This is a genomic window from Nocardia sp. NPDC004711 (genome assembly GCF_053601595.1).
This window is the reverse complement of sequence record NZ_JBSGCB010000035.1, coordinates 1-26,846: the sequence shown is the minus strand read 5'-3', so window position 1 is coordinate 26,846 and position 26,846 is coordinate 1. Positions and strand designations below refer to the sequence as shown.

The window sequence follows — 26,846 nt, the reverse complement described above, 5'->3', positions numbered from 1 at the left end:
ATCCGAAGCGGACCTCATGACGGGACGTCGTTTCCGACGCATGGTACTCTCCTGTCATTCTGCATCCGCTCTTGCCAGAGAAGTCGAATGAGGTCTTATGACTCCGGCTAGCCCCTTACTGACGGGCGGCGAGTTCGTTGCGCGGGCTCAGGCTGCATTGCCCAAGCTCGGCCGGACAGACAGACGCGTGATCGAAACGATCTTGAGCGACCCGGAAGCGGTTGTGCAAGGCGCGGTGACAGAGCTTGCCCAAAAGGCTGGTGTCGCCCAGTCGTCGGCGGTGCGCGCCTGTCAGCGCATTGGATACCGCGGCTACCAAGACGTCAGATTAGCTATCAATCGCGACCTCGCCCATCAGTCGCAGCGGGACCAAGAACTTTCGCACGAAGCCGGGATCGACAGTCGGACACCGGTAGGTCAACTTCTCGATCGCGTCCTTCGCAGGAGCGGCCAAGCACTTGTCGATGCGACACAGACTGTCGCCCCGGAGAAGCTCTCGCTCGCGATCGACAGAATCGCTGTGGCCAGCCGTGTTCTCGTCGTTGGCAACGGAACTTCCGCTGCGCCGGCCCATGATGCCGCCTACCGGTTCTCAGCATTGGGCCTGGTTACGGTCTTCCCGTCAGACGTCATGGCTCAACACTTGGCTGCTCGACATCTCGACTCGACCTGCGTGTGCCTGGTGATCAGCCATACTGGCGCCAGTCGCGAGTCCCTTCTTGCTGCTGAGGCAGCGCGAGCGGCGGGTGCGTTCGTGGTAGCGATTACGAGTTTCATCGATTCGCCGCTGACTCGCGCGGCGGATACGTCGTTGGTTGCCGGCGGCCCCGAGTACGGGTTTCGCCTGGAAGCGATGACCAGCCGACTGACCCACTTGGCAGTTGTCGACGCGCTTTTCGTGGGAATCGCAGTCCGCCACCCGGAAGCGTCCACCGAGGCTCTGGATGTGATGGCAGACATCACTGTCGAGCATTCTTTGTAGATCGAAGCCGCCGGAAGAAACAGCGACCTCAGCGCCTGAGGGCAATGGCTTTTCTGAGGGCCGAGAGCGCGCCGCAGCGCCCCTGCGGATACGAGTACCAGCCTGCCCGAGAGGCAAGGCGAGCTCAGGGCCGCGCATCGATTTGGGCGGTCACGATCATGCAGTGCCCGATCGACGTAGTGCGATCAAGGAATCTGACGGTCATGGAATTTCCAATATTGAGGATTCCCCTACGGTCCATTGCCAGGAAGGAGCGCGCCGCGCGGAGCGAGTTCGGGTCCGAAGGCGGGAAACCCTGCTTTTCGATATAGCGATGATCCGATCCGGGCGATGCCTTCCAGAGGTTGCCCAAGAGCTGTTGCTCGTTCAATCGAGTGACGTTCGACAAGATTCATCGCAATCGACTTTTCGGCGGGATGCCCAGCCTTGGAGGCTGGGCATTTCACCTGCCGTTTATTTCGACGGGGCGATGAAGGGTTGGTTTACTGTCGTAAAGTATTGGGCTGCAGCCAATATTGCCACCGGTGCCGTCACCAGGAGCTGGCCTGCCAGGGTCCCCAGGGCGCCTACCGCGACAATGCCGCCCAAGCAACCCACAGCCGCAGCCGGAATAAATGGGCCGAACATACCGACGATGCTCGCCGCCGCCACGGTCGCGCCTGCGAGACCTCCAAGGACACACCCGGCGGCGCCTCCGGCGAGACCACCTACCACCGTACCGATGGTGGCGCCCGCACTGATAGTAGAGGTCAGGCGGTTCCACGCGGCCTGCTCCCGATCGAAGGGCGTCTTCCACGGTGCGGAATCCTCGTACGGCAATGCCACCGGCGCGTACACCGCGTGTGCTACATCGAACTGAGGAGTGAGTGCCGCGGTCAGCCCATGTACCTCCGCGGCAATCGGGAAGGTGAAATCATCCACTCGGAACGACAACTCAGTCCCCGCAAGCACGGTTCCATCGGGTGCCTTAATCTCGAACACACCATTGTCGGTGGCGAGTGACCCCGAGTCTACCGAGAGCAGTGTCGTCGCGGCGCTGTGAGTCACAGAATAATGTACCGACGCTGCGTCCCCAGGTGACGGGTCGGCAGCTGCAGCGGCGGACGGCAGAAACAGAGTGGCCGCCACAGCAACACACGCCATTGACCTTTTCATAATCGGTTTCACCTTTCCGGGGTGATCAGAATGGATAGACGGCTTTCGCGCACGAAAATCAATCCGAGAGCGAGTCGCCAGACACGGAACGCAAGAAGCCCGAGATTCAGGGAGGTTTCAATTCACCGACACGACCTGCCATCAGGCCGTATAGACATCGGCGCCCGGCTCTTATTGCGATACCGCTCTTCCTGGCGGTACACAGTGTCAGGTGCCGGGATGACAGTGAAGCCAATTCGCGATGGCTACGGGATGAACTATCCTGAAGTTAGTATATGGCTGGATTATTCATCCCAGTATTCATCCAGTTCGGCTTGAAGTTCCCGACGTGGGGCGGTGGGCCACCGTGCGCAGCCCACAGTAATGAGCGCCGAGGCCGTGGTCCTAGCACGGCAGTTCGGCAGTTGTAATTCGTTGCGCTGCAGCCATGTTTGTTCCGGGATAGCTTGTTCTCGCGCTGGATGATGTTGTCGCTGGTGATGTTTCGGCTTGGCGGTCAGGGTTCGATGAAGTGTTTTCCCTGGTGGCGGGGGTGTTCTAGGATTCGTGACCTCGCTGGGCGGTCGATCGCTGCCGGGCAGTGGCGCGAGGGTGGCCCTGAGATCTTCGTCGTGCTCGACGCCGGTTACGACGGCCTATCGCCTGGTTGCTCGCGGAGCTGCCCGGGCGGATCCTGGTGCGATTGCGCTCGGATCGGGTGTTCCGCCGTCCGCCACCGCCACACGTCCACAACCGGAAAGGCGGCCGGCCGGCCATGGCGGGGTGTTCGTATTCGGCGATCCGGCCACCTGGGGATCGGAAGATGTCCGAGCAGAGGCCCAGGCAAGGCTTGCCGGGCAGCGACCGCGCGGGCATGGGATCGGCTGCACCAGAGGTTGCAACGCCGCTGGGCATGGGGCGAATACGACGGGCGATGCCGATCATCGAAGGCACCGTGATCCGGTTGTCCGTGGAGCACCTACCCAGCGGCGGGGTCTACAAGCCCGTATTGCCGTGGTGGTCCCACGTCGCCGCGAGCGGCGACGTCGACCATTGCTGGCGAATGTTCGTGCGGCGCTTCGATATCGAGCACACATTCCACCTGTTCAAACAGACCCTCGGGCTGGACCCGCCCTCAGCTGCGGGACCGGGATGCGGCCGACCGCTGGATCTGGCTGATCCTGACGGCATACACGCAGCTACGTTCGGCGCGGCCCTTGGCTGCCAACCTACGACATCCATGGGAGAAACCCGCTGCACCACAACGGCTCAACACCCGCCCGAGTCCGGCGGGTGTTTCGTAACATCTGCACCAGAACGGGGTCCCCGGCGGCTGCAGCGAAACCCACCCGGCCCCGGCCGGGCAGACCTGCGGGCTCGAAGAACCGGCACCGCCCCACCCGCCACGACGTCGGCCTGGTCCTGGTCACCGACCAGGCCGACACCCGCCCAACACCTCACAACGAGGGCACCCGACCGCGCTGCACAGGTCAAGAATCAAGCGGAGAACCTCGTGGACGAGCGGCGGCGTCCTGGGCAGGGGATCGCTCACGGGGGCATTCGCAAACGCCTTGGCTGTGACGATCATTCGCTGCCAACAGCCTTCGCTGACCATATCAGAATATAGCCAGTGCGGGGCATCTGCAGCGAAGCTGCGCTCTCACAGGCTTGGCGCGACGCGTCATCTGCTCTGCGGCAGCTTTCGCGCCAATGTCGCCGGGCTCGACGGTGGCGAGGATCGGGGTCAGCATCATCAGCAGTTGTCGCCGTAATCCAATCCGCGCGCAGCTACTCGCCGCATTGAGGATCGCGAGAGCGATCGGCCGGCATCGGCGAACCAGATCTCGACCAAAGAGCAAGTAACTAGGGAAGATTCGACATCTGATGGCACCGGGAGGGGGCCTTGGGAACGGCTCATGCGTTCCGTGCCTGTGACCCTCCCTGCACAGTTTCGGTCGCTCGTATGACGCGCAAGATATTGCCGTGGGTCAACGCCGCCAGGTCGGAGGACGACCAACCACGGCGGCGAAGTTCTGCGAGCAGCGCCGGGTAGCGGTCGACAGAGGCCATATCGTCAGGTGGCGTCATGCCGTCGAAGTCGCTTCCCAGGCCGACGTGATCGACCCCGGCGACGTCGCGGATGTATTCGATGTGGTCGGCGATTTCCCGAATACCGCAAGCAGGCTTGGGGTTGCCAGCCAGCCACGCAGCTTCCAGGGCAGCGGCATCTGACCCCGACCACTGCTGCTGTTCGGCCTTGCGGGCTGTGGACCAGTCGCCGTATTCGCGGCTCAGGAACTCCGGCAGGAAGACGGCCATGACTATCCCACCGCTCGCTGCGACAGCGCGCAGCGTGTGGTCGGGGACATTGCGTGGGTGGTCACACAGGGCTCGGGCCCCGGAGTGTGAGAAGAACAGGGGCGCGGTGGTTAGCCGCGCGACGTGATCGACGGTCGCGTCGGAGCAATGCGACAAGTCCACGAGCATGCCGAGTTCGTTCATCGTGGCCACCACTTGTTCTCCGAACGCGGTGAGGCCGTCTGCCGCCGATGTATCGGTTGCGCTGTCGGCCCAGCTTGTGTTCGCGTTGTGTGTCAACGTCATATATCGGACTCCGCTGCGGTACAGGGATCGAAGGACGTCGATCGAGTCGAGGATCTGGTGACCCCCTTCCAGACCGATCAGCGAGGCGATCCGGCCCTCGGCGAAGCAACGCTCGACGTCGTCTGCGGACAGTGCCAAGGCTGTGAGGTGCGGATATGTTTCGCACATCCGGTGAACCGCCTCGATCTGCGCAAGGGTCAGAGCGGGAAGATCAGCTCGGTCGGTAGCGCACGGTGCCCAGACCGACCAGAATTGCGCCCCGACGCCTCCGCGGCGGAGGCGGACGAAGTCGGTGTGCAGTTGCTGTGGCTGCTCCTGGGCGATATCGAGCATGGCGAAGTCGAGGCCGGCCAGCTCGTGGTGCTTGGCAAGCATGTCGTTGTGGCCGTCGAAAACAAGGTGATGGTGGGAGGTCATGCGCAGGGTCTCCGTACTTGTCATTGGTGAACTGCGCCGTCAGCGACGGCAGCGACGATATGGCGCCTGAGCAGTAGGTAGGCGGCGAGTGTGGGGACGGAAACCAATGTCGCGGCGGCCATCGTCGGGCCCCATTGGTTTCCGCCTTCGGCGCTGGCGAACTGAGTGAGTCCGACGGTCAAGATCTGCATCTCCGGGCGAGGCGCAACCAGACTCGGCCACATGTACTCATTCCACGCACCGACGAAGATGAAAACCGCCAGCGACACGATCGGTCCACGAACGGCGGGCAGCAGCACTCGGGTAACAACGGCGGTTTCGTTCGCGCCATCGAGCTGGGCCGCTTCCACAATGCTGCGAGGGAACGCCCGGAAATGCTGCCGCAGCAGGAAAACCCCGTACGCGCTTGCCAGCTGCGGGATGATCAGGCCCGCGTAGGTGTTCACCAGTCCGGCCTGGGCCACCAGGATGTAGTTGGGGATCAGGAAGATGATGAACGGGATCGGGAGCGACGCGAGGAAGATCGCGAACAGGACGCTCGAGCCACGGAAGGTCCACTGGCTGAAAGCGTAGGCAGCCGGAACCGCGACGACGAGCTGCCCCAATGTGGTACCGCCAGCGAAGATTACGCTGTTGAGAAGCTGATGGGCGACGTCGCTGGTGGTGAAGGCATCGACATAGTTGGCCAGCGTTGGGCGCGTCGGTAGGGGGTTGAGCGAGCTGGCGAAGATGTCGGCCGGTCGTTTGAAACTGATTCCGACCATCCAGATGATCGGCGCGATCGTGAGCAAGCAGGCGCATGTCAGGACCAGCTGCACGACAAGCCGGCCAATCCGGAATCTCGTGCGGTTCGCCCGGGTGCCGCTGATCGCGCGGAGGTTAGTGGTCATAGTGCACGCGCCTGTCGAGGAGTCGGAATTGCCAGATCGCGGTCGCGGCCAGAACCACCACAAGGATGACGGAGGAAGCAGCGCCGGGCCCGACGGCGAGCTGCTGGAACGCGTCCCGATAGGACTCGTACAGCACATTGTTCGACGCTCCGCTGGGCCCGCCCTGGGTGATGACCTGGATCAGGACGAAGACATTGGGCAGGGCCTGCAGCACGGTTGTGAGTAGGAGAAACAGTAGGGTTGGCGCCATCATCGGAACCATCACATGGCGGACCAGCTGAAGTACGCTGGCGCCGTCGATCCGAGCAGCTTCCATCTGGGGAGCCGGGACAGCCGATACGCCTGCCAGTGCCACGACGTAGTTGAATCCCAAGAATTTCCACGTCGCGATAACACTGATTGCGGGAAGAGCGGTCTGCGGCGAGTTCAGCCAATCGTGCGATCCAAGGCCGAGGTGCTCGAGCAGTGCGTCGACAGGCCCGACACCGGGCAGCAGCAGGAACTGCCAGACCAGCCCAGCGACCGCGGCGGCGATGACCGTCGGGGTGAACAGGACAGCCTGGTAGAGAGCCGCGCTACGAGGCCCGACCCAACGGGTGAGTACAGCAAGCACGACCGGCAGGACGAAGCTACCCAGCACCGCCAGGGCAACATACTCGAGGCTTTGCACGAGCAGCGTCCCGAACTCTGCAGTGAACAGTCCACGGTAGTTGTCCAGCCCAATCCAGGTCGGTGTGGGCGTGATCAGATTCCATTCGAACAAGCTCAACACCGCAACCAGTACCAGCGGCACAAACAAGAACACCAGGAGCAGAATCAACGCTGGGGCAGTGCAAACGTATGGCCTCAGCCTGCGCCATGCCGTGGCGCGCCGATGATGAGATGCGGCCTGCGCTCGGCCCGGGCGCGTCGCTACGGGGGTACTCACGGACACGGCTGCCCCTTGATCAGGCCATCGATTTTCGTGGCGATGTCTGCCAGAGCCGGTCCGACCGCCGCGCGCGAGTTCAACAGAGCAACAATCCCGTCGAACAAGGCTTGTGCGGCCTGCGGCCCCTGCGGGCCGGGGAATCCTTGGCGCGGCACGGTGAAACCGGTTTGCTCGACTCCGAGTCTGCCGAATGCGTCAGCGGGAGGCGGAACATCCTGGCGTACCGGGAGATAACCGGTCGCCTTGTCGAGGGCCGCTTGCGTGTCGGGTGAGGCCAGAAACTGCATGAGCCGCCACGACGCCGCCTGCCGATGTTCGTCACGAGCGAAGCAGACGGTGAGTTTGCCGCCGATCGGCAGGCGCTTGGGAGCTGAGCCGAATGCCGGGACCGGCGTGCCGGCGATCTCGAATTTCGACTGGGACTTGAACGTCCCGAACAGGCCCGGTGTTGTGAAGACCACGGGAAGCTGGCCGGCCATGAATGCTTGCTGGGCTGCTGCCGAGCGGGCAGGGCTGGCGAGGCCGTCACGGACGAGGCGGGTCCACATGTCTATCGCACCCACGCCGGCAGGGTCGGTGAAGCCGGCCTTGGCGCCGTCGGGCCCGCAGCTCACCAATCGGCCGCCGTTGCATTCGATGAGTGTCTGCGAGCCCCAGTTGTCAGTGGAGTCGAGGTGGATCCACAACGGCGGCGCGTCGGTCCGCTGCCGAATCGTGGTAGCCGCGGCCCGCCACTGATCCCAGGTCGCAAGCCCCGCAGGGTCAACCCCTGCGCCGCGGACCACGTCCACGTTGTAGATGCCCATCAGCACCGCGGCATAGAGCGGCAGCCCGATTTGGGTCGATCCGATCTGCGCGGCCGCAAGCATGTTGGCCGGCATCTTCGCGAGGAAGTCCTTGCCGCCGAACTTCTGAGCAAGCTGGTCGACACTGATGTACGGGAACTTGTTGGCCACGAGCCCGAGCAGCTCGCTGCCGAAGTAGACCGCCGCGACGTCGGGCGGGTTGGCTCCGCCTATGAAGGTGGGCTGCAGTAGCTGCAGCGGCTGGGTCGCGGCATCTTTGTAGCTGCTGATCACGTGGATATCGGGGTTCTGCTGGTTGAATTGCGTGATCAGCCTCTCCATCTCCGCTCCGCCGTAGGCTGCGGAGAACTGGTGCCAATACTGGATCGTGACGGTCTTTCCCGTCTCAGAGACGCTGCTCGCGCAGGCTGTCAGTGCCGCGCCGGCAGCCGCTGCGCCGGCCAGACCGAACAAGCGACGCCGGTTCATGGAAGTGCCGACCATGTCGGAGGGAGTCATGACGTTCCTATCTCGCGTGGAGCTAAGGCGGAGACCGCCGGGCGATGATTCGTGGGCTGGTGGAGGACTTGCGGGCAAGCTCGTGAAGCGAGCGAGGTCCGGTCAGAGCTGAAGGAGTTCTGGGAGCACCCCAGACGCGGAGGTCGGGCCGCGACCACGACTTGGTCCGAGAGGCCGACACGATGGATCAAGGAGGAGGCAGCCGCAGATGTGCCCGCCACGACGACATCGCAATGGGTGTCGGACCTAGGGCAGCTGCAACCCGACTCATGTCGGCGGTGCTGCGGTCAGCGATTTGCGGGATTCTGATCGCCACGATGCCTGGCGCTAGAGCAGGTGAGGTGCTGGGCCGAACATGTCAGCTGCCCCGTTTGTTGAGGACCTCGGCCATGGTCTCCAGTCCGCGGCGTAGTTGCTTGTCGCCGATGGCAAAGCTCAGTCGTAGATGTCCCGGACAGCCGAACGACGAGCCGGGCACGGTGATCACGCCTGAGTTGATGAGGCGGTCTGCAACTGCGATCTCGTCGAGGTCGAATTGTCGGACGTCGGGGAAGATGTAGAACGCGCCGTCAGGAGGCGTCCGAAACAGTCCGACAGGTTCCAAGATCGACTTGCACAGATCGAGCCTTTCTCGAAGAATCGTGCGGAAACCGGTGGTCACGTCCGGTCCGGTGAGCGCTGCAAGGGCCGCTGCCTGAGCGATGCGGCTGACGTTCGACGTGGTGTGGGATTGGATCGCTGTCGCGGCGTCGACAACCTCTGTAGGGCCCGACATCCAGCCGACTCGCCAGCCGGTCATAGCGTAGGACTTGGACACGCTACCGACTGTGACAAGCCTGTCCGCCAGTCGTGGCTCGAGCTTGCTCGGTGCTGGAACGGGCCGGAAGGCTAGATCGACATACGTTTCATCAGAGACGACCCATAGATCGTGGTCTGCCGCCCATGCCAGAATCGGCCCTAGCTCCGACTCGTCGTAGACCATGCCGGTGGGGTTGTGCGGTGAGCACAGCACGAGTGCTCGGGTCGACGGCGTACGAGCTGCCTCCAAGGTTTCCGTAGTCACTTTGAGTTGACCTTCTGGCGGCTGGACAATGATGGGGAGCCCGTTGGCGAGTCGGACCGAGGATGGAAACGTCACCCAGTAGGGTGCTGGAATCAGGACTTCGTCGCCTGGGTCGAGCAGGGCCATGAAGGTGTTGAAGAGGGCTTGTTTTGCTCCGTTGGTGACGATCACGCGGGAGCTGTCGACATTTGCGGCGGCCCTGGGTGTGAGCCGATCCCCGATCGCCTGACGTAAGCGGAGTTCACCGCCGGTGGGTCCGTAGTGGTGGTTCTCAGGCTTGTCCGCGGCCTCGATAGCGGCGGCGACGATGTGAGCGGGCGTTGCCAGGTCGAGTTCACCTGCGGAGAAGTCGAATACTTCGATGCCCTGTCCGCGCAGGGTCGCGGCGCGCTGGCGCAGGGCAGCAGTCGGCGACAAAGTGACCACAGTGTTATTCCTCATTTCCGGAATCGGTGGGCCCGGACGGGGCGGCGGCGGAGCGATCGTGTTCTGCGAGGCTCTCGCGCTGGGTGGACATCCGCTCGTCGGGGCTTCCGCCGAGCAGGTAGGTGCGGCTCTCGATGCGGCTGACGGTGATGGCGGCGCCGCATCGCTGGATTGTTTGCTCAACCGGATGTGTTTGGTCGTCGGCAACGCCGCACAGTGACTCGGTCAAGATGCGGCCGTCGATGTCCTCGAGTGCCGTACCGGTGATGAGCTTGTACACGGTGGCGGCAATATCGGCGGGTCCCGCAGGGGCCGTGCGTCGTGTGCGGGGGGCAAAGGCAGGACCGTGCAGGATCAGCGGGATGTGCATATCGGCGGGGTGGACAGTCCCATGTACTCCGCTGACCGCTGCGGTTCCGTCGGGCCGAGCGTGCAATGCACGAGCCTCTGGCTCTGTGGCTTGGATGTGGTTATGCGATTCGGCTCGCATGGTGATGATCAGGTCCGGTGTGAAAGGGGAGACGCCGTCGACAGCCAGCGAGACAGGGAAGGCGTTGTCAGGGCAGTAGGCGTCGTCGCAGAACACAGGCCCGGCCCACAGCTGTTCGGCCAATTGGCTGGCCACATGTGTCCGTTGCGAGGGTGCCGTTTCTGGTGCGAAATAGCCGAAGACAGCACCGCCGTTGAAGGTGGTCACAAGCTGCTCCGCTGACAGGCCGGCACCCTCGGCGACGTGGTTCATCGTGTCTGTCAGTTCGAGCGATTCGATAGTGGCGCAGAAACCATGGTCGGCCGTCACGATCAGGTTGCATTCACGCCCGGTGTCGAGCGCGGCGGTGTGCAGCCGCTGTACGGCCTGGTCAACTCGCCGGATCGCCGTAGCGCTGGTCATCGAGGTCAGCCCGCTGGCGTGGTGGGCGGTATCGGGTTGCCCGGACCAGAAGATCAGCAGGTCGGGGGCGTCTGTTCTGATGGTGGCGACTGCTGCGGCGACCGCCCACTCCAGTGCCTCGTCGTCGCTGGCCGGGCGCGGTCCAAGACCTGCCAGGGCAGCCATGAACTTCTGGGGTATGGAGGTGTAGGTTTCGCTATCGGGCCCGACCGATGCGATTCTTGCTCCGTACCCAGCGTCACTGCCGGGATTGAGCAAGTAGGTGCAGCCGGGTGAGCCGTTTCCGACCACGACAGTGCTGTGCCCCGACCTGGTGAGCCTTTCTGCGATGCTCGCCTGTGGCATCGCCCCGGCACCCCGCATTCGCCGCAGATCCTCGACATCCGAAGTGTCGATCCACCCCAGTTCGTGATGCCATAGATGATTTCCGAGGATTCCATGTCGGCCGGGTAGGCATCCGGTCGCCAGCGTCGCGGCGTTCGCGCGAGTAAGAGCTGGAAAGGCAGCGACTGCACGCTCGTAGGAACAGCCCTCCATCACCATGCGGGACAGAAACGGCGTGGCCGTGGCGCTGAGCGCTGCTGGCCGGAGACCATCGAGGACGGCGATCACAGTGATCGGCGGCGCAGAGACCGCGCCCTCCGTTCTGTTCATTTCCTCTACCTTCATCTTTCGGGGTGCCTCTGGCTTCCAACGTCTCGTCGGCAGTCGGTACGAAACGCTGGGGCGCCACGAACTTCTCCGCCCGAAGCGCCGCCGCCACGGTGGAACTCCCTCTCGGGGACGACATTTCAAACGATGGCTTCGGCCGCGACAGGCGCGGACCCAGTGCTCAGCAGAGCCCGCTTTGGCCCGGAATGAGCCAGTGGATGGCGCGTGCATCGAAGGGAATGGTAGGACGGCGGGGTGTTCCAGCAGTGTCCGGACGGTTAACTGCGGAATAACATTCCTTGATATCGATATTTAGGAGGAGCTTTCCTCCTTCTAGAGCATTCTGACGAGGTACGATCCTCGCATGACAGCGAAGAACCGCACCTCTCGGCTGCGCACGGGAGAAGTGGCAGCGAGGATTCAGGCGGGGCGGTCGGGCCTGGTACCGAGCGCGGTCAAGGTCGTCGACCTTGTCGTGAACGACCCGTCGTGGGTGCTGACATCGTCGGTGTCGGAGATGGCCGATCGAGCCGGGACAGCGGAGTCCACAGTGGTGCGAGCATGTCAGAAACTCGGCTTCAAGGGATTTCACGGCTTGAAACTGGCTTTGGCCAGCGATCTGGCCACGCAGGAACACAGTCATGGCGATCTCGAGCACGCCGAGGGCATTGGTCCGCGAACCCGCAGGAGTGACATTCCGGGGTTGGTTCTTCGCAACAGCGCAATGGTCCTGCAGGACGTCGCCCGCACATTGGACCTGAACAGCTACGAAAGAGCGGTCGACAAACTGTCCAACGCCCGACGGATCTTGGTGATAGGCAACGGCACCTCGTCGGCACCCGCACAGGACTGCGCCTATCGACTCACAACGCTGGGACTGGTGGTGCAGGCACCGCCGGAAACGTTCGCCCAGCATCTCATCGCCCGGACGCTGGAGGACCGCGACGCGGTGGTGGCCATCAGCCACACCGGCAGCACCAAAGAGACATTGACCGCAGTGCAAGCGTCACACCGCAACGGTGCCGGGGTCGTCGCCGTCACCAGCCACCTTCGTTCACCTCTTGCCGCCCTGGCCCACGACGTCCTCGTCGCCGGCGGCCCCGAACTCGGCTTCCGGCAGGAAGCCATGATCAGCCGCCTTGCTCACCTGGCAGTGCTGGACACGTTGTTCGTCGGCATCGCCATGGCCCGCCCCAAGCGTTCGCGCGAGTTCCTCGACGCTATGGCTGACATTACTGCCGAGCACAGTCTGTGAGTTGCATGCTCAACAAACCCGAAGTTTTTGCCCGACATGTTCGCGCGGATGCCATCTCCCGGCTGCCATGGGCGCATTCAGGACTTCGTTGCACGCCGTATCTGACCCGCTCGCAGCGCAGACGGCAGCTGACGAGCATGGCACCGCGGCGCAGCAACCTTCGGGCATTACGTACCTGGGCTCGCCGAGCCCCGGACCCGATACCTCTGTTCGAATCGTCCGGCACGTTCCCGCCGGTGAAGGGATGATGTGATCTTCCGTGGCCACCGTTACCTTTGAACGCGCTACCCGGATGTATGCGGGCACTTCCACACCCGCGGTCGACCAACTGGATCTCGAGATCGCCGACGGTGAGTTCCTGGTTCTGGTCGGACCGTCGGGCTGCGGCAAATCGACATCGCTGCGCATGCTCGCCGGACTCGAAAACATCGACGGCGGACGGATTTTGATCGGCTCGAATGATGTCACCCACGCCGAGCCCAAACAGCGCGACATCGCCATGGTGTTCCAGAATTACGCGCTCTACCCGCACATGACCGTCGCGGAGAACATGGGCTTCGCCCTGAAGATGGCGAAGGTCCCCAAGGCAGAGAAGGATCGGCGAGTTGCGGATGCGGCCAAGCTGCTCGACCTCCAGGACTACCTCGACCGCAAGCCCAAGGCGCTATCGGGCGGACAGCGCCAGCGCGTGGCAATGGGCCGTGCCCTCGTCCGCCAACCACAAGTCTTCCTCATGGACGAACCACTCTCCAACCTCGACGCGAAACTACGCGTACAAACCCGCACCCAGATCGCGCAACTGCAGCGCAGGCTCAGTACCACCATGGTGTACGTCACCCACGACCAAGTCGAGGCGATGACGATGGGTGACCGGGTCGCCGTACTGAAGGACGGCCTCCTGCAACAATGCGCCGCCCCACGCGACCTCTACCGCAATCCCGCAAATCTGTTCGTCGCCGGCTTCATGGGTTCACCCGCGATGAACCTGTTCACCTTGCCTGTCCGCAACGGCACCGTGGCTTTGGGCAGGCACACCTTGCCAGTACCCCGTACCGCGACTGATGCCACCGGCGATTCCCTGGTTGTCGGCATTCGTCCCGAACATCTGGAACTCACCAGTGTCGGCGCCGGAATCGAGATGGAGGTCGACATGGTGGAAGAACTCGGCTCCGACGCCTACATCTACGGCCGCACCATGCCCGATGACGGAAGCGGGACGGGCATCGTCGCGCGTGCCGATTGGCGAAACCCCCCGAACAGGGGTCAGCGGGTCACTCTCACTACGGACCGAAATCATGTGTACTTCTTCTCGCCCATCGACGGTCGTCGCCTCAACTGAACGCTCGGAGGCTGCCTCTGGGAGGCTGGACGAGTCGCATCCGGGCCGCGGCGTTCTCGCTGTCGGTGACTTTCCTGACTACCGCCTCCGCCGAACGAGGTGTAAAGATCTGCGCGCACGTCTCGGCGCGGGTGGGGCGTCGCATCACAAGCGATGGTGCATCTGCTGTCCACCGTTCCCAACCTGGCCTCGGGCAACCCGACCTACCGCCCCGCACCTGGAGTCCGACATCGTCAAGGAGCCGAGCGACACCTTCGTCAACGTTGGCTGCGAGGTGCGGGGTGCTCCGGGCATCGGCGAACGCTCAACGCTGACCTCGTCGGAGGCTACGCGCACGACTACCAGCACAATCCGGCGCGACGGTGGGCTTGGACATCGTCATGAGCACACCACCCACCGAAGGAAAAGGGCATATGGAAGCTCCACCACCAACCAATCGGCGAGCGCAGACCGATCACCGGCATCGTCTGTCTGAGCTGGCGTTCGAGTCCCGGATCGTCCACGCCGGCCGCCGGCCCGAGGAGAACCTCGGCGCCTTCGTCCCAGCAATCCACCAGGCGGCGGTCTGGGAGCGAAGCGCCCTCGACGCCGATGGCGAGTATGAATACTCGCGCTCAGGGAACCCGACTCGCACCGCCTTGGAGGATGCGTTGGGGGCTGTCGAGGGCGGCCTGGCGACCGTCTTTTCGACGGGCATGGCCGCTGTACAGGCAGCGGTATCGGGTCTGTGCCAGCCCGGAGACAATGTCGTGTTGAGCCCGGGGTCTTACGCGGGCACTGTGCGGCTGTTGGTCGGTGAGATCCAGCGTTGGGGGCTCGAATGCCGACTGGTCGACTTCTCGCATCCGGAAGCGGTTGAGGCAGCCGTCGACGAGCGCACACGCCTGCTGTGGGTGGAAACGCCGACGAATCCGCTCCTGGAGATCGTGGACCTGCATCGCATGGCCCTGGCTCGGCAGAACGCGCTGCTCGTGGTCGACAACACCGTCGCCACCCCGATCTATCAGCAGCCGCTCGACCAGGGCGCCGACATCGTCCTGCACTCGACGGCGAAGTACCTGGGAGGCCACTCCGATGTCATGGGTGGCGCGTTGATCGTGCGCGACCCCGCGCTGGACGCACGCATCAAATGGCTTCAGAACGCTATCGGGTCGGTGCTCGGACCCTTCGACTGCTTCCTTGTTCACCGGGGCCTGCGGACGCTGCATGCACGGATGCCGCTACACACCCGAAACGCTCGGGCTGTGGCCGACTACCTGGTGACCGATCCACGTGTCAGCGATGTCCGATACCCCGGGTTCAGCGGACTGGTGAGCTTCCGGCACACCGATCCGGCGATACTCGGACACCAGACCAGAGTGTTCACCCTCGCCACCTCCTTCGGGGGCGTCGAGTCGACCTTCAAGGTTCCGACCGCCATGGTTGCCGAGGTACCGAAGTACGTTCCCGCTGGGATGTACGACGGCCTCGTACGGCTCTCATGCGGAATCGAATCGGCCGCCGATCTCGTGAATGACCTGCGCCACGCGCTCGACGCGGCCGAAGCATTGACCGCGGTCCGGTCCTGATCGGGAGTATCGCGTGTAGTCGCCGTGTTTGGGGGCGCGCACGATCATGTTCGGCTCGACAGCCGGATCGAAGAACCGACAACCAACACTGAAATCTATGCGCGATGCCGAGGCCACAAAGCTCGGGGAATCAGCTCGCGGCCGATCTGGTCAAGGGCGATTCCATCGTCGAAGAAAGAGAAATCGAGGACTGACACAAATGCAAAGAGTCATCATTGTCGGTGGCGGCATCATCGGCATGCTGCACGCCTGGGAAGCCCGCAAGCGGGGTTTGGATGTCGTACATCTGGACAGCGATCTCGAGCCTCGCTCGGCGACCGTGCGGAATCTCGGGATGATCTGGGTGACCGGCCGCCCTACCGGCCCGGAGATCGAATTTGTCCTGCGAGCCCGCACGATGTGGGAGCAGATCGCGCAGCAGGCGCCGGGCATCGGTTTTCGTGCCACCGGAGCATTGACGGTTCTCTACACCGACGCCGAGGTCGACACTGTCCGCCAGACGATCGACTCCGATGCCGGAGTCCACGGATATGAGTTACTGGACCCAGCGAACGCGCGAGAGATCAATCCGATACTTCAGGGCGATTTCGCGAAAGCCCTGTACTGCCCGAAGGACGCGGTCATCGAGCCGCGGGCGGTCCTGCCAGCACTGCGAGGGGTCCTCGCTGGAAAGAACTATCGATGGCTTCCCGGAGTTACCGTCGTAGAATTCGGTTCCGGTTGGGTACGTGGTCACGACGGCACGACCTACACCGGCGATCAGGTCATATTCTGCGTAGGCTCCAGCCGGGTCGGGGTTTCGGCGCGACTGTTGACCGACATGCCGCTGCAACGAGTGCGGCTGCAGATGCTTGAGACCGAGCCACTCGACATCCGTTTGCCCACCTTGCTTTCCGACTCGCTCTCGCTGCACTACTACCCGGTGTACGACGTTCCCGCGAGACGAAATATCCCGGCCCTGCCGGATCTGGTCAGCAGCTTCGGAATCAAGCTCATGGTCGCCCAACGTGCCGACGGTTCGCTCACCATCGGCGATACCCACCTCTACGACGAACCATTCGACTTTGCATCGACCGAGCAGTGCTACGAGTTCATTCTCGATCGGTTCACCAAACTCACCGGACGCCCCGCGCCCGCGGTCCGCCGGAGGTGGACTGGTACCTACGCACAGCGCACTGATGGTGAGCTGTTTCTACGCAGGGAGATCGAGGAGAAGGTCCTGCTTGCAACCGGTATCGGTGGGCGAGGAATGGGTACGGCACCGGCGGTCGCGGAAGATACATTCGATCTGATCTGCGGTACCTAAAATTTTCGGCATCACGAATCGTAATTATGAGGTGGCATGTCAAACGGAAATTCCCTCGAGAATGCGGACAAGGCGCTTCCCCGGCTGCTGGTAGCCGACCTGGTCGGTACCACGATCGCCGATCCGGTGGAATCCGCGATCAACGCTGCGCTTGTCCACGTCGGCTCCGCGCCGGTGGATCGGCGAGCGCTGGCACCGCTACGCGGCGGCCTGAAAAAGCGTGACGTGTTCGCCGCACTGCTCGCAGACGACGAGGACAAGGTCAACGCTGCCTATCGTTACTTCGAACGCGCCGTGATCGACGACATCGAGTCGGGCAAAGTCGCTCCCATTCCCCACGCCGAGAACGCGCTGCGACAACTGGCCGATGCGGGCGTCGCCATCGCCTTCACCACAGGGCTGACACCTCGACAGTGCCCGCGACTCATCGATGCTCTCGGGTGGACCGATCTGGTCACCTGCGTGATCACCGCAGAAGACACCAGACGCGGTCGCCCGTATCCCGACATGATCTTCGAAGCGATCGTGCGGACCGGGACACAGTCGGTTCGCCAGACCGCCGTGGTGGGTGACACCACCAACGACCTCTGGGCCGGCGACAACGCCGGGGTCGCCGTCAACATCGGAGTCCTGACCGGCGCACACACTCATGATCAACTACGCGCCGCGCCGCACCACACCCTCCTCGACAGCATCGCCCAGCTTCCCGAATTCCTGCATCATCTGTAGAAGGGGGACCAGCGTGATCTGTCCCCTATGGACTCGGATTCCGGACGTGCGCTCCCCGCGGGCGCGCTACCGCCCGCCCTCGATGAGCAATGGATCGGCGGGCCCGGCGAACTATAGGTGCTGGTCAAGCCATTGTCGTTGTTATTCGCGCGATTCACCCCGCATCCGAGTGTCGTTCTGCTGGCGAGGCGGCCGAGAAACTGGCCGAAGCGCGCGCACTGCCTCGGCGTGGCCTTGCCCATCCTGACGGCTGTGCCGCCTACGCGGTCGGACCCGAGAAGCAGGACTGGTCAAGCCCGCGGCCGGTGCGGCGGATAGTTGGTGCATCGGCTACCGGGGCAGGGCTGAGGTGCGTTCGGGATGGGCGGCGGTGACGTATCGCATGGCGGTCGACTCGCTGATGCCGAACAGCCGCATCAGATGCAGGGGTCGGCGCTGTGGTGGGCTTCATCGAGAATTCGATCCTGGCGCACCTGTCCGACGGCCAGGCCTGGGTGGCGAAGACCCTTGGGGGCATCGATACCCTGCTCGGTGGGTGTTGGGTGTGGAAGGCGGTCTGCTGGTTGATCAGCAGGTGTGGGTTCGTGCTGGCTGGCCAGCGCCGGTGGCGTTCGGTGAGCCACTGCCCGGCGAGCTTGCCCAGACCGCCCGGTGGGGGCGCGGATCAAGGGGCGGCCGAGGCCGATCACGTAGTGACGCGAAGCGCCCTTTGGAGTGCCCCGCCGGGTGGTATGCCTTCGGCAGATCGTGCGCCCTGGCCGAGAAGGAGTCCATGGTGACGTCCGGCTGCCACCTGCGGACGCTCCGCGGCTGCGCCACCCGCGCCACCGACCGGCGCGCGGCCGGAGCGGTGGCCGCCAAAGTACAACTGGCCCAGCCACTTCCGGAGCGGTTGGTGCGCGCCGGTGGAGCGTGCTCGAACGTATGGCGGCTGGGTGGTGAGCCTGCGGGAGCTGCGCTGGGTGCGGGAGGGCTCGGTGTCGCGGCAGCTCAAGGCATAGGCGGGATGCTGCTGGCCGCCAGCCACGGCTGGGAGCGGTTGAACAGCTGAAATCTGGTGTTTGATCAGGGTTTTGATCTGCGGTTTCGCGGCCAATTCCGCTTTCAGATGTGTCGAATGGTTCGGGTATCGAGGTCGTGGACACCGAGGGCCTACGTAAGCGCTGGTCGGCGTGCTGGAAGATGGCGGCCGCTGATCGGTTTGTGCAGGTCAATTGGTGGGGCAGGTCGCCGATGGCGGTGTTGGTGTCGGCGGGGATGTGGCAGGAACGTCGGAAGTTGAACAAGGCTCTGGTGGTGCCGGATTCGCGGGTGCGTGAGCGGCCGTCGTCGGATGGGTGCACGCAGTTGACGGAGATCTCCGATGAGCTCGAGGCGGGCGTCCATACTGTGTTGCTGTTTCATGGCAAGCCGAAAGCGGTTGTGGTGCCGTATGTGTGGGCGCGCAAGGCGTTTCCGGAGTTGAGGTTGGCTGAGCCGGTGGAGCCGCTGCATTCGGATGTGGGGTGGGATGGCGAGCTGGCGTTGGTGCTGTATCGGAGTCCGCGGGCGGCGCGACGGGTACGCGTTGGCTCTGGTGGCGGCGGCGTTGACCGGTGAGCAGGTCGACGAGCGGTTCCCGGGTCTGGGTTTGTATCGGGGTGAGGCGCGGCCGGCGGCACCGGGCTCTCCGCGGGAGTACATCGGCCTGCAGGGCGTGGGGATCGGCGGCTGCGTGTGATGGGTTGTGGCGCAGAGTGTTTGGGTGCCGATCTCGGTAGTTGGCTGTTGTGGGTTTGATACAGATGCCGCCGGGCTTTCCCCCTTGTCCGGCGGCATCGCGATGTCGGGGGAGTGTAGGTTAGTTGTCGCCATAGAGGGCGCGGGGTCCGAGCAGGCGGAACAGTTCGACTTCGGCGTGGAATTTCATCGGCGGCCTGGAGGTGGCGCACGCGTTCTACGTCGTCTTGGCCGTATCGGTCGAACAGAGCTTGCAGCGGGGCTCGGGCTTTGGTCAGCTTCGCCGCGGCTGAAGTAGTCCTGGGGGCAGCGCAGTTCGTCGAGTATGTAGCGCGCGTCGGCGGTGGATGCCATCGGCGGGTCTCCTTCGGTGTCGTTCAGCTGATTTCGCGCGCGGCGATGCCACTAGGGCTGGTAGGTGAAGGGAGCCCGGCCCGGGAGCACGGCGGGGGCACTGACCACCGTAGCTATGAAGCACCCGACCAGTGCGGGATTGGTTGGACTATCGAGCGTGCTGCTGCTCTGCTGCGGCTGCTACCCACTGGTCTGCGAGGTCATCAAATTCGCCGTCCGATACCCCAAGGGAGAAGTACAACCATTCAGTCGGCGTGAAATCTAGGGTGACGCCGTCGGCCGATTGGAGTACGGCCGATCCCTCGGCGCGCACGATGATGGCGGGTTCCGATACCGCCGTAGAGCGACCAGCAACAACGTCGAGGAAATCACGCCATTGGGCGATAGAGACGGTGATGATCGGCTGAGCCTCAGGGTCGTTGCTTGGGTCGCGCAGGTACTTGCTATCGCGAATCAGGATCGCGGTGCCGGCCGATTTGACCTCTACGCAGTTGCCGCCGTTTCCGCCGCTACGGTGGGCCTTCCGCCAAACACCGACCTCGACGCAGTTGCCCCCCTGCCCGCCGCTGCGGCGGGCCTTCCGCCAGGTCACGGAGTCGTAGGTGGTCATCGCGTAAGTCCTTCCAATGCAGAGGTAATGAGATTCGCGGAGTCGGAAGCGCTGAGCGCCTTCTTGTCGATGTCGCGCCATATCCGCTCGTAGGCGGTGAACTCGTCTTGTTTCTGCAAGTACATGGCGCCGGTGAGCGTGTCGACGTAGGCAAGCGGCGGTTCGATTGGTTCGCCGCTCGGATCGTCAGGAAACTCCAGAAGAGTGAACGAGTTCGCGGCGGTCATGCCGCCGTGCCCGCCTGCTGACCAGGGCAGAATCCGGATTGAGACGTTCTTGCGTTTGCCCATGTCTAGCAGGTGCTCTAGTTGGGGTGCCATGACTTCCGGGCCGCCGACGAGTCGGCAGGTGACCGCTTGGTTGAGTACGACAACGAGTCGCGGCGGGTTCGGCCGGGCAAGCACACTCTGCCGGTCCAGTCGGACCTTCACCTTCTGCTGGATCTGGTCTGGGGTGTTGAAATCCGTAGGGATGCTGAACATCGCTTCGGCGTATTGCTGGGCTTGGAGTAGCCCCGGCACGAGTTCGGATTCGTAGCTGCGGATTCTGGTGGCGGAGTCCTCCATGATGACGAACTGGCCGAACCATTCGGGTAGCTCGGTGTTGGTGTAGTCGTGCCACCACGACTTCGAGCGGCCGTTTCGGGTCTCCGCGGCGAGAGCCAGCAGGATTTGCCGGTCGTCGTCGCCTGCCTCGTAGAGGTCGAGCAGCGCTTTGAGGTTCGGCACGGTGTACCGAACAGCCTCGTGACCGTCCTCCATGCGGACGATCGTCGAACGGCTGATTCCGAGCGCGGTGGAGACCTGTTCTTGGGAACGTTTGCCCCGCAAGGCAGTTAGACGTCGGCCGATGTGCCGCCGGATGAGCGCGGTACCCACCGTATCCAATGCCACGTCAAGCCCCTCCAATCACGCCGAGTTGTGTCACGCAAATTAAACAACGACACATCTCTACTTACAAGACTACTCCGCGGCAGACTCATGCCAGTTTTGCCTAGATTCAACCAGTTATCTATCAGACTGCCGTTGGTGACACAGACTGATTTCAAGCATTGTTTTATCGGTCCGAGTGTATAACACTTGCGTTGTGGCCGGAGTCACCCCGCGCACCCACAAACAGGCAGGTGAGGCGATGATGCAGTCATGCGACACGGTGTTGAGCCGTTGCGAGTACTACCGCCGTGCGCTGCATCTGCCGGCCATGCTGAGCTCTTGTGGCAATCGGATCGTCGTGCGTTCGGACCTGGTGAGCGGTCTTGTCATTCCGCTCTGGTTGGCCGGACCGACCTGCGAGTACCTGGCGGAGCGCGACGTGCTCGGCCCGGTCGTCGGCCATATACAGGCGGGCCGGGCAACGATCTTGACGTGCGGGTCAGAGGGTTCGGAGTTCGCGGAGGATGCTGGGCTGCTTCGCCTGAATGTCACTGGTGCTGTCAAGTCGATCGTGTTGCCTACCCCGGCCGATGAGCAGTCTGGCTATCGACGCTGGATTGTCCAGCCGCACAGCACTTTTCTGCCCTCGATGCACACGGCTGTAGCCGCCGTTCTTGAGGCGGCGACAGGATGGCCGCGCCGGGGCCCGGACATTCCCCCGGCCCACGGGGGCTCATTCCAACAAGATCGAAAGGCGGGGTGGCCATGGGGCCAGTGATATTCGGGTATCTGCGCGAGGACCTGGTGACCGATCGCCGTGGGGAAGTCGAGCAGATGATGCGTGACTTCGGCGAGCTGTACGGGCTCGGCGGTGTGGAGTTCTTCCGCGAGCCGGGTCCGACGGTGGACGTGCTGTGGTCGCTGTATGCGGCCGTGGCGACGGCGGGCCCGCAGCAGCATGTGGTGATGCCGACACCGGCGCATCTGGAGGGCTTGGTGGAGGCGAAGTCGCTTCTGCTGCGCAGATTTTCGGATCTGCGCGCGCAGGTGTGGTACTTACCTCTGGAGGCAAATTCAGTGATGCATCGGCGGCGTGTGGTGACGGCGCTGGCCGATGTCGGTGGTGGTGCTTCGCTGGTCGGCGAGTTCAGCTGCCGCGCGCTGGCGACGGCGGAGCCGGTAGCGCGGCTGCATCTGCATGAGGATCTGACCCGGGCGGGCCTGCGCGACATGGTCGAGGTCGCGGAGGCCGTGGTGGTTTCCCTGGTCGGTGATGCAGTGGCGGCGACGTGGTCGGAGATCTCGGCGGCTACGCCGATCTCGGCGGAGATCGATGCCCAGTTCAATCAGCTGACGGTCCGGGTGAGCCGTACCGCTGATGAGCTGCTGATCGAGGTTCACGAGACGCGCGATCATGCTGACGAGCCGGTCCGGGTGACGGTGTCGGGCCGGGGACGCGCGTCGCGGATTCGCGCAAGTGACGGCGGCACTCTGACGTGGTGCGTGTTGCCTCTGGCGGGGGATTGGCGCGATCCGAATGTCGCGGTCGGCAGGTGCAACGCCAGGGTCGATGTCGAGCAACGGAGCTGGACGTGAGCGGCACCGACTACCCGGAGCTCAGATTCGACAGGCCTTCGTCTGCGCGCGTCTATGACTTCTTGTTCGGCGGTAAGGACAACTACCAGGCTGATCGGGCGCTGGCGGAGTTGCTGCTGGAGCAGTGCCCGTCGTTGCGGGTGACGCTGGGGCAAGGGCGGCGATTCGTGCGCGATGCTGTCGCGCGGCTGGCGGGTGCGGGCGTGCGGCAGTTCGTGGATTTGGGGACTGGTATTCCGCGTCAGCCGTACTTGCATACCGAGGTTTTCGATCGGGCGCCGGAGGCACGGGTGGTGTACGCGGATTGCGATCTGATGGTCGCCGCGCATGCTCACGCGCTGATGGTCGTTCCGCCTGCGGTGGGGTTCGTGCAGGTCGATATCACCGATGCTGAGGATCTGATGCGTCCCGACAAGCTGGCGGGCGCGCTGGACCTGTCGTTGCCGGCGGTGGCGGTTCTGGAATCGGTGGTGGAATTCTGGCCCGCCGCGCACGAGGTGGTGGCTGGGCTGGCGAGGTTGCTGGTGCCGGGCTCCTATGTGGTGATCAGCCACCTGGGTTCGGACATCTCGCCACGGATCGAGCATCTACGGAGGGTGTTCGGCGGTGGAGGTATCGACCTGTACCCGCGCAGCCGCGACGAGCTGGCCGAGCTGCTGTGCGGATTCGAGCTCTGCGGGCTCGGCGTGGCGCCGGTGGTCGAGTGGCTGGTCGGTGAGGCGGGGGTTGAGGGTGCCGTCCCACACGCGTCGACGCGGGTGGCCTGCTATGGCGCCATCGCCCGCCTCTGACCCGCATTGAGTAGGAGCCATCGATGGACGTGAAAAAGCTGGGTTTGGGTATTGTGCGGTCGGATCTGGCGGGGTCGGCTGCGGCCGAGCAGGAAGAGACGGTGCGGCGGCTGGCCAGGGATGTCGGCTTGCCGCTGGCCCAGGTCTCGACACTGCCGAATGATCGGGATCTTCCACTGCTGCATGCCGGCCTCGAGCAGGCCGGGGTCACCACGGTGGTGGTGCCGAATCGGCAGACGCTGGGTAGTGAGTGGCTGCCTGTGATCGGCTTGGATGTCGATGTGCTGATTGCGGATCCGCTGGGGTTGCGGCCGCGGCGGTCGTCGAGTGTCGGCCGGGTCCGGTGGAGTGAGCGGTGATCGCGGTGGCCGATGCACAGTGCAGCGCGCTCGCCCTGGCGGGCGCGGGTTGGCCGCGGTGGGCGGTTGCTCTGCCGGATTGGCATGAGCTGGTCGCGGCGATCAGCGGGCACATCGGTGACGGCCCGGATGCGCATCCGGTGACCCGGTGTGCGTGGGCGCTGGCGCAGCTGCGGGTGACGTCGTCGAATACGGCGGGGTTCGCGGAGATGCGGGCGGGCCTGGTGGAGCGAATCGACGTGTGGGGGCGAGTGTTCGCGCCGTTCGCCGCGAAATGCTCGCAGTCGCTGGGGGAGGCGGTCGATGCGCTGGCGCGCGCTCATCTCGACGCCGAAGCGGTGTTGGCGGCCGGATGCGATGCCGACGCGGTGCATGAGGCGTGGCGCGCGGCCAGTGAACGCGCGGTCGCGTGGACGGATCTGTGCGCTGAAGCGATGTGGGGGCAGCGGCGTGTACCGCGGCGATGAGTTCCCGGCCGCGGTGGTGAACGCGCCGGGGTGGGCGAAGCGGTGGAGTCGGTGCGAGGTGGAGGTGAATGGTACGGCCAGCAGTTGTACCGGAAGAATTGTTGTGCACGAGCAGTTTTCACGCGGAATCGAGTTGTATCTGCGCGGGCCCGGGACCGGGACTGTCGTGTGGGATACCCCGTTGTGGCTGGGTAGCACCTCGCTGACCGACCAGGTGAAATCGTTCGCCGCTGATGTCGTGCGCGGGTTGGCGTTGTATGAGGCTGCGGGGGTAGTGGATTCGGTGGTCGATGCGGTGGCCCGATTGCAGCGGTGGAACGCCGCGCAGGCCGGGCGGATGTCGCCGGCGGGTCGGCTGCGGCTGCGGTGGTCGCAGCCGCAGGTGCTGGTGGTCGAGGTGTGGGACGCGCGCCGTCCATGGCTGGGTTCCCCGGCCCTGATGGGGTCCGGGCCGGGTTATCGGTACTTCTCAGTGACTCGTCTGCGCGTGAGCACTGTCATGGTCATCGACACGGCTTTCCCTGCTCGTGGGAGGTATTCGTCTCGGCTCGCTGGTCCGACGGGTCCTGTGCGCGGCGAAAGTCCTACTGGCAGTGAGTTCTTCGCAGAGTCGTCGATCCCTGGCCTTCAGCGGCCCCGGGCGAGCGACGCTGACATGGATTGGGTGGTGTTAGCCGATGCTGAAGGGTTTGCCCCAGATGGTGACCCAGCTGGTGATGGTGTCGGTGTCGATCTCGTAGCTGACGAATGCGCGGGCTTGGGCGTAGCCGGCGCAGCCGGTGAGGCCGATTGTTTCGTCGGCCCAGGCCACTGAACCGTCCTTGCCTTTGACCGGGTTGTATTTCTTGTGCGAGTCGGCGCCGAATCCATCGGGTCGTTCGAGGTCGAGGACGTAGAACGACTGGGCTTGGCCGGGGCCGAGGGTGAGGTTGCCGCTGGCGTTGCCCGACAGCGACGGGGTGACGCTGCCGTTGGAGCCGACAGTTACCCCGGTGGTGGGGCCGCCGCTTACCCCGCCGCCGTCGATGGCGACTTGGCAGCCGACTACGTACCCCGGCTCGATGAGCGATGAAGCCGCGGCCGTGTTTCCGGCGGTGATTTCGATGTGTGCGGTGCCCGAAGCCCAGGCGTTGCGATGCAAGGGGGTGGCGCCCATCGAGGGGTTGATGTTGGCGGATTCTCCGTCGAGCCAGACATGCACGACGGTGCCGTCGGACAGGGTCTTGGTCAAATCTGCGCCGGGCAAGGGCACGATCGTGTCGGCGGCAGCGGTGAAGGGGAATAGCAGCAGCGCGGCGGCGGCGATAGCGCTGGCACCAGCCGCGCCAGTCGTGAGGTGGGAAATTCTCATTGTCTGTCCTGAATGTGAATCGCTGTGTGTACGAGCGGCTTGGGGCGATAGCGGTTAGCCGATGGAGAACGGCTGGCCATAGAGGGTGGTCTTGGAGTAGTGGTCACCCACGATCTCGACCACGGTGTAGGCGCGAGCTTGGGCGTAGCCGGCGCAGTTCTGGATCTGCATCTGCGCGTCCTGGTATTCCACCGAGTAGTGGCCCGGTTTGGTGATGTCCTTGGAGTCGATTTCGACGAACGCGACCTGCCCGGGTCCGAGCTTGAGTCCGACCGAACCTCCGAGACTGCCGCCGGTCAGGCTCAGGCCGCCGGAGATCCCGGCGGAGATGGCGTCGGAGGCGATGTTGACTTGACAGCCCACGATGTAGCCGGTGTCGATGATGGAACTGCCATGGGTGGAGGAGTCGTTCGTTCCCGGCGCATTGCTCGGTCCGTTCCACGGCCCGGGCTTGGTCTCAGGGGTGTCGGGCACATCGGCAACAGCGTTGCCTGAAACCCATACGGTGCGGCCGGCGCCGTTGGCTGCCAGTGACGGGGAGATGGTTGCGTGTTCGCCGGTGCGTGTGACCACGACACCGTTGGGTCCTTGCTTTTGACCGTCGGGCAAGGGCACGAACGTGTCGGCGTTGGCCGGTGTCACCGCGGTGATACCGGGAAGAATGATTGCGCAGATAGCGAGTGTTGCTGCTGCGGCGCAACGGATCGGGAGGGTTTTCACAGATGACTCCTGGAAATGAGGGGTGGTGCGGCCCTGGACTCGGTAAATCAGGGCCGTTCTCTGTCGGCGTTACCACGCCGACGTGATGAGCCGCGACGCTGGCCACCCCGCTCGGATGCTGGAAATGGTAGGCCGGGCCCGGACGCGAAATACGTTGCGGTCCAATGGAAACGATCCGCTGCCGGTTGCATCGCGTCTGGTCGAGGGTTATGTAAATGTTTGGTCAGTTCGCTGGTAGGAATTGGCTAAGTCGCCAACCTCGTGGCTGAGGGTCGATCAACAAACAAGGCAATCGCTACCCGAAAAGCGATTCCACAGCGCATGGCTGGGATTCACCTACCGTGCGCGGATCGCTGCCTGGGCTGCAGAGCATTCCTGCGACAACCTCGTCCAAGTGAGTCGAAGATGCCCGTCAACATCCGGTCAAGTCCCGGGGCGTGGTGTAACTGGGGTGGTCACCGCATGATCCGGAATGGGGTCAGGCGGTGAGTTCTGCTGGTGCTGGGTCCTCCTGTT

The 26,846-nt window shown here is 63.9% G+C and carries 25 protein-coding genes; 13 read left to right on the top strand and 12 right to left on the bottom strand.

Translation table 11 applies throughout. From position 1 onward, the window contains the following. The first annotated feature begins 97 nt into the window (after window positions 1-97). Window positions 98-982 carry a MurR/RpiR family transcriptional regulator gene (locus ACWEKS_RS31085; protein ID WP_452343376.1) on the top strand — a complete coding sequence of 295 codons (885 nt, stop codon included), beginning with the start codon at window positions 98-100 and terminating at the stop codon, window positions 980-982. 124 nt (window positions 983-1,106) lie between these two features. On the opposite strand, the gene ACWEKS_RS31080 is transcribed toward ACWEKS_RS31085, so the two are convergent. From ACWEKS_RS31080 to ACWEKS_RS31045, 8 genes are all read right to left on the bottom strand, one after another. Continuing rightward, window positions 1,107-1,352 (bottom strand): hypothetical protein, encoded by a 246-nt coding sequence (locus ACWEKS_RS31080; protein WP_452343375.1) that lies wholly within the window; start codon window positions 1,350-1,352, stop codon window positions 1,107-1,109. Window positions 1,353-1,435: 83 nt separating this feature from the next. Continuing rightward, a complete protein-coding gene (locus ACWEKS_RS31075; protein WP_452343462.1) occupies window positions 1,436-2,137 on the bottom strand; it encodes a hypothetical protein in 702 nt (233 codons plus the stop codon). 1,893 nt (window positions 2,138-4,030) lie between these two features. After that, on the bottom strand, window positions 4,031-5,137 hold the full coding sequence (locus ACWEKS_RS31070; protein ID WP_452343374.1) for a dipeptidase: 1,107 nt from the start codon (window positions 5,135-5,137) through the stop codon (window positions 4,031-4,033). A gap of 20 nt (window positions 5,138-5,157) precedes the next feature. Beyond that, window positions 5,158-6,027, bottom strand: coding sequence for a carbohydrate ABC transporter permease (locus ACWEKS_RS31065; RefSeq protein ID WP_452343373.1), 870 nt, complete (start codon window positions 6,025-6,027; stop codon window positions 5,158-5,160). Then, window positions 6,017-6,832 carry a carbohydrate ABC transporter permease gene (locus ACWEKS_RS31060; RefSeq protein ID WP_452343372.1) on the bottom strand — a complete coding sequence of 272 codons (816 nt, stop codon included), beginning with the start codon at window positions 6,830-6,832 and terminating at the stop codon, window positions 6,017-6,019. The genes ACWEKS_RS31065 and ACWEKS_RS31060 overlap by 11 nt, the downstream gene beginning before the upstream one ends. 119 nt (window positions 6,833-6,951) lie before the next feature. After that, window positions 6,952-8,262 carry an extracellular solute-binding protein gene (locus ACWEKS_RS31055; RefSeq protein ID WP_452343371.1) on the bottom strand — a complete coding sequence of 437 codons (1,311 nt, stop codon included), beginning with the start codon at window positions 8,260-8,262 and terminating at the stop codon, window positions 6,952-6,954. Between the two features lie 358 nt (window positions 8,263-8,620). Then, window positions 8,621-9,751, bottom strand: a complete 1,131-nt coding sequence (locus ACWEKS_RS31050; protein ID WP_452343370.1) for a pyridoxal phosphate-dependent aminotransferase — start codon at window positions 9,749-9,751, stop codon at window positions 8,621-8,623. A gap of 4 nt (window positions 9,752-9,755) precedes the next feature. Continuing rightward, window positions 9,756-11,312, bottom strand: a complete 1,557-nt coding sequence (locus tag ACWEKS_RS31045) for an alkaline phosphatase family protein (protein WP_452343369.1) — start codon at window positions 11,310-11,312, stop codon at window positions 9,756-9,758. Window positions 11,313-11,658: 346 nt separating this feature from the next. Here ACWEKS_RS31045 and ACWEKS_RS31040 point away from each other — a divergent pair, with 346 nt between their 5' ends. The 7 genes from ACWEKS_RS31040 (at window position 11,659) to ACWEKS_RS31010 (ending at window position 19,090) form a co-directional block, all read left to right on the top strand. Next, entirely contained in the window at window positions 11,659-12,549 is an 891-nt protein-coding gene (locus ACWEKS_RS31040) for a MurR/RpiR family transcriptional regulator (protein ID WP_452343368.1), read from the top strand. A gap of 259 nt (window positions 12,550-12,808) precedes the next feature. Beyond that, window positions 12,809-13,888, top strand: coding sequence for an ABC transporter ATP-binding protein (locus ACWEKS_RS31035; RefSeq protein WP_452343367.1), 1,080 nt, complete (start codon window positions 12,809-12,811; stop codon window positions 13,886-13,888). A gap of 413 nt (window positions 13,889-14,301) precedes the next feature. Next, on the top strand, window positions 14,302-15,456 hold the full coding sequence (locus ACWEKS_RS31030) for a trans-sulfuration enzyme family protein (RefSeq protein ID WP_452343366.1): 1,155 nt from the start codon (window positions 14,302-14,304) through the stop codon (window positions 15,454-15,456). A gap of 97 nt (window positions 15,457-15,553) precedes the next feature. Next, window positions 15,554-16,762, top strand: coding sequence for an FAD-dependent oxidoreductase (locus ACWEKS_RS31025; RefSeq protein WP_452343365.1), 1,209 nt, complete (start codon window positions 15,554-15,556; stop codon window positions 16,760-16,762). Window positions 16,763-16,798: 36 nt separating this feature from the next. Next, window positions 16,799-17,491 carry an HAD hydrolase-like protein gene (locus ACWEKS_RS31020; protein ID WP_452343364.1) on the top strand — a complete coding sequence of 231 codons (693 nt, stop codon included), beginning with the start codon at window positions 16,799-16,801 and terminating at the stop codon, window positions 17,489-17,491. 772 nt (window positions 17,492-18,263) lie between these two features. Next, complete coding sequence (locus ACWEKS_RS31015; RefSeq protein ID WP_452343363.1) at window positions 18,264-18,542, top strand: hypothetical protein; 279 nt, start codon at window positions 18,264-18,266, stop codon at window positions 18,540-18,542. A gap of 59 nt (window positions 18,543-18,601) precedes the next feature. Further along, on the top strand, window positions 18,602-19,090 hold the full coding sequence (locus ACWEKS_RS31010) for a hypothetical protein (RefSeq protein WP_452343362.1): 489 nt from the start codon (window positions 18,602-18,604) through the stop codon (window positions 19,088-19,090). Window positions 19,091-19,712: 622 nt separating this feature from the next. Here ACWEKS_RS31010 and ACWEKS_RS31005 read toward each other — a convergent pair. Beyond that, complete coding sequence (locus tag ACWEKS_RS31005; RefSeq protein WP_452343361.1) at window positions 19,713-20,174, bottom strand: DUF397 domain-containing protein; 462 nt, start codon at window positions 20,172-20,174, stop codon at window positions 19,713-19,715. Next, entirely contained in the window at window positions 20,171-21,067 is an 897-nt protein-coding gene (locus tag ACWEKS_RS31000) for a helix-turn-helix domain-containing protein (RefSeq protein WP_452343360.1), read from the bottom strand. Before ACWEKS_RS31000 ends, ACWEKS_RS31005 begins: the two co-directional genes overlap by 4 nt. A 193-nt stretch (window positions 21,068-21,260) precedes the next feature. On the opposite strand from ACWEKS_RS31000, the gene ACWEKS_RS30995 reads away from it, so the two are divergent. From ACWEKS_RS30995 to ACWEKS_RS30975, 5 genes are read left to right on the top strand one after another with little or no spacing between them, the layout of a single operon-like run. Then, complete coding sequence (locus ACWEKS_RS30995; RefSeq protein WP_452343359.1) at window positions 21,261-21,824, top strand: hypothetical protein; 564 nt, start codon at window positions 21,261-21,263, stop codon at window positions 21,822-21,824. Window positions 21,825-21,850: 26 nt separating this feature from the next. Beyond that, a complete protein-coding gene (locus ACWEKS_RS30990; RefSeq protein ID WP_452343358.1) occupies window positions 21,851-22,642 on the top strand; it encodes a hypothetical protein in 792 nt (263 codons plus the stop codon). Continuing rightward, the gene (locus tag ACWEKS_RS30985; RefSeq protein ID WP_452343357.1) at window positions 22,639-23,433 is read left to right on the top strand and encodes an SAM-dependent methyltransferase; all 795 of its coding nucleotides are present in this window, start codon (window positions 22,639-22,641) and stop codon (window positions 23,431-23,433) included. The genes ACWEKS_RS30990 and ACWEKS_RS30985 overlap by 4 nt, the downstream gene beginning before the upstream one ends. 23 nt (window positions 23,434-23,456) lie before the next feature. Next, entirely contained in the window at window positions 23,457-23,792 is a 336-nt protein-coding gene (locus tag ACWEKS_RS30980) for a hypothetical protein (protein WP_452343356.1), read from the top strand. After that, a complete protein-coding gene (locus ACWEKS_RS30975; RefSeq protein WP_452343355.1) occupies window positions 23,789-24,259 on the top strand; it encodes a hypothetical protein in 471 nt (156 codons plus the stop codon). Before ACWEKS_RS30980 ends, ACWEKS_RS30975 begins: the two co-directional genes overlap by 4 nt. A gap of 670 nt (window positions 24,260-24,929) precedes the next feature. On the opposite strand, the gene ACWEKS_RS30970 is transcribed toward ACWEKS_RS30975, so the two are convergent. After that, complete coding sequence (locus ACWEKS_RS30970; RefSeq protein ID WP_452343354.1) at window positions 24,930-25,610, bottom strand: MspA family porin; 681 nt, start codon at window positions 25,608-25,610, stop codon at window positions 24,930-24,932. Between the two features lie 54 nt (window positions 25,611-25,664). Next, the gene (locus ACWEKS_RS30965; protein ID WP_452343461.1) at window positions 25,665-26,285 is read right to left on the bottom strand and encodes an MspA family porin; all 621 of its coding nucleotides are present in this window, start codon (window positions 26,283-26,285) and stop codon (window positions 25,665-25,667) included. Window positions 26,286-26,846: the final 561 nt, after the last annotated feature.

Coding starts and splice junctions, on each gene's coding strand:
- ACWEKS_RS31005 (WP_452343361.1), bottom strand. CDS start 20,174: ATGACCACCTACGACTCCGTGACCTGGCGGAAGGCCCGCCGCAGCGGC.
- ACWEKS_RS31055 (WP_452343371.1), bottom strand. CDS start 8,262: ATGACTCCCTCCGACATGGTCGGCACTTCCATGAACCGGCGTCGCTTG.
- ACWEKS_RS31040 (WP_452343368.1), top strand. CDS start 11,659: ATGACAGCGAAGAACCGCACCTCTCGGCTGCGCACGGGAGAAGTGGCA.
- ACWEKS_RS31015 (WP_452343363.1), top strand. CDS start 18,264: ATGGTGACGTCCGGCTGCCACCTGCGGACGCTCCGCGGCTGCGCCACC.
- ACWEKS_RS30980 (WP_452343356.1), top strand. CDS start 23,457: ATGGACGTGAAAAAGCTGGGTTTGGGTATTGTGCGGTCGGATCTGGCG.
- ACWEKS_RS31025 (WP_452343365.1), top strand. CDS start 15,554: ATGCGCGATGCCGAGGCCACAAAGCTCGGGGAATCAGCTCGCGGCCGA.
- ACWEKS_RS30970 (WP_452343354.1), bottom strand. CDS start 25,610: ATGAGAATTTCCCACCTCACGACTGGCGCGGCTGGTGCCAGCGCTATC.
- ACWEKS_RS31030 (WP_452343366.1), top strand. CDS start 14,302: ATGGAAGCTCCACCACCAACCAATCGGCGAGCGCAGACCGATCACCGG.
- ACWEKS_RS31085 (WP_452343376.1), top strand. CDS start 98: ATGACTCCGGCTAGCCCCTTACTGACGGGCGGCGAGTTCGTTGCGCGG.
- ACWEKS_RS31065 (WP_452343373.1), bottom strand. CDS start 6,027: ATGACCACTAACCTCCGCGCGATCAGCGGCACCCGGGCGAACCGCACG.
- ACWEKS_RS31020 (WP_452343364.1), top strand. CDS start 16,799: ATGTCAAACGGAAATTCCCTCGAGAATGCGGACAAGGCGCTTCCCCGG.
- ACWEKS_RS31075 (WP_452343462.1), bottom strand. CDS start 2,137: ATGAAAAGGTCAATGGCGTGTGTTGCTGTGGCGGCCACTCTGTTTCTG.
- ACWEKS_RS31045 (WP_452343369.1), bottom strand. CDS start 11,312: ATGAAGGTAGAGGAAATGAACAGAACGGAGGGCGCGGTCTCTGCGCCG.
- ACWEKS_RS31070 (WP_452343374.1), bottom strand. CDS start 5,137: ATGACCTCCCACCATCACCTTGTTTTCGACGGCCACAACGACATGCTT.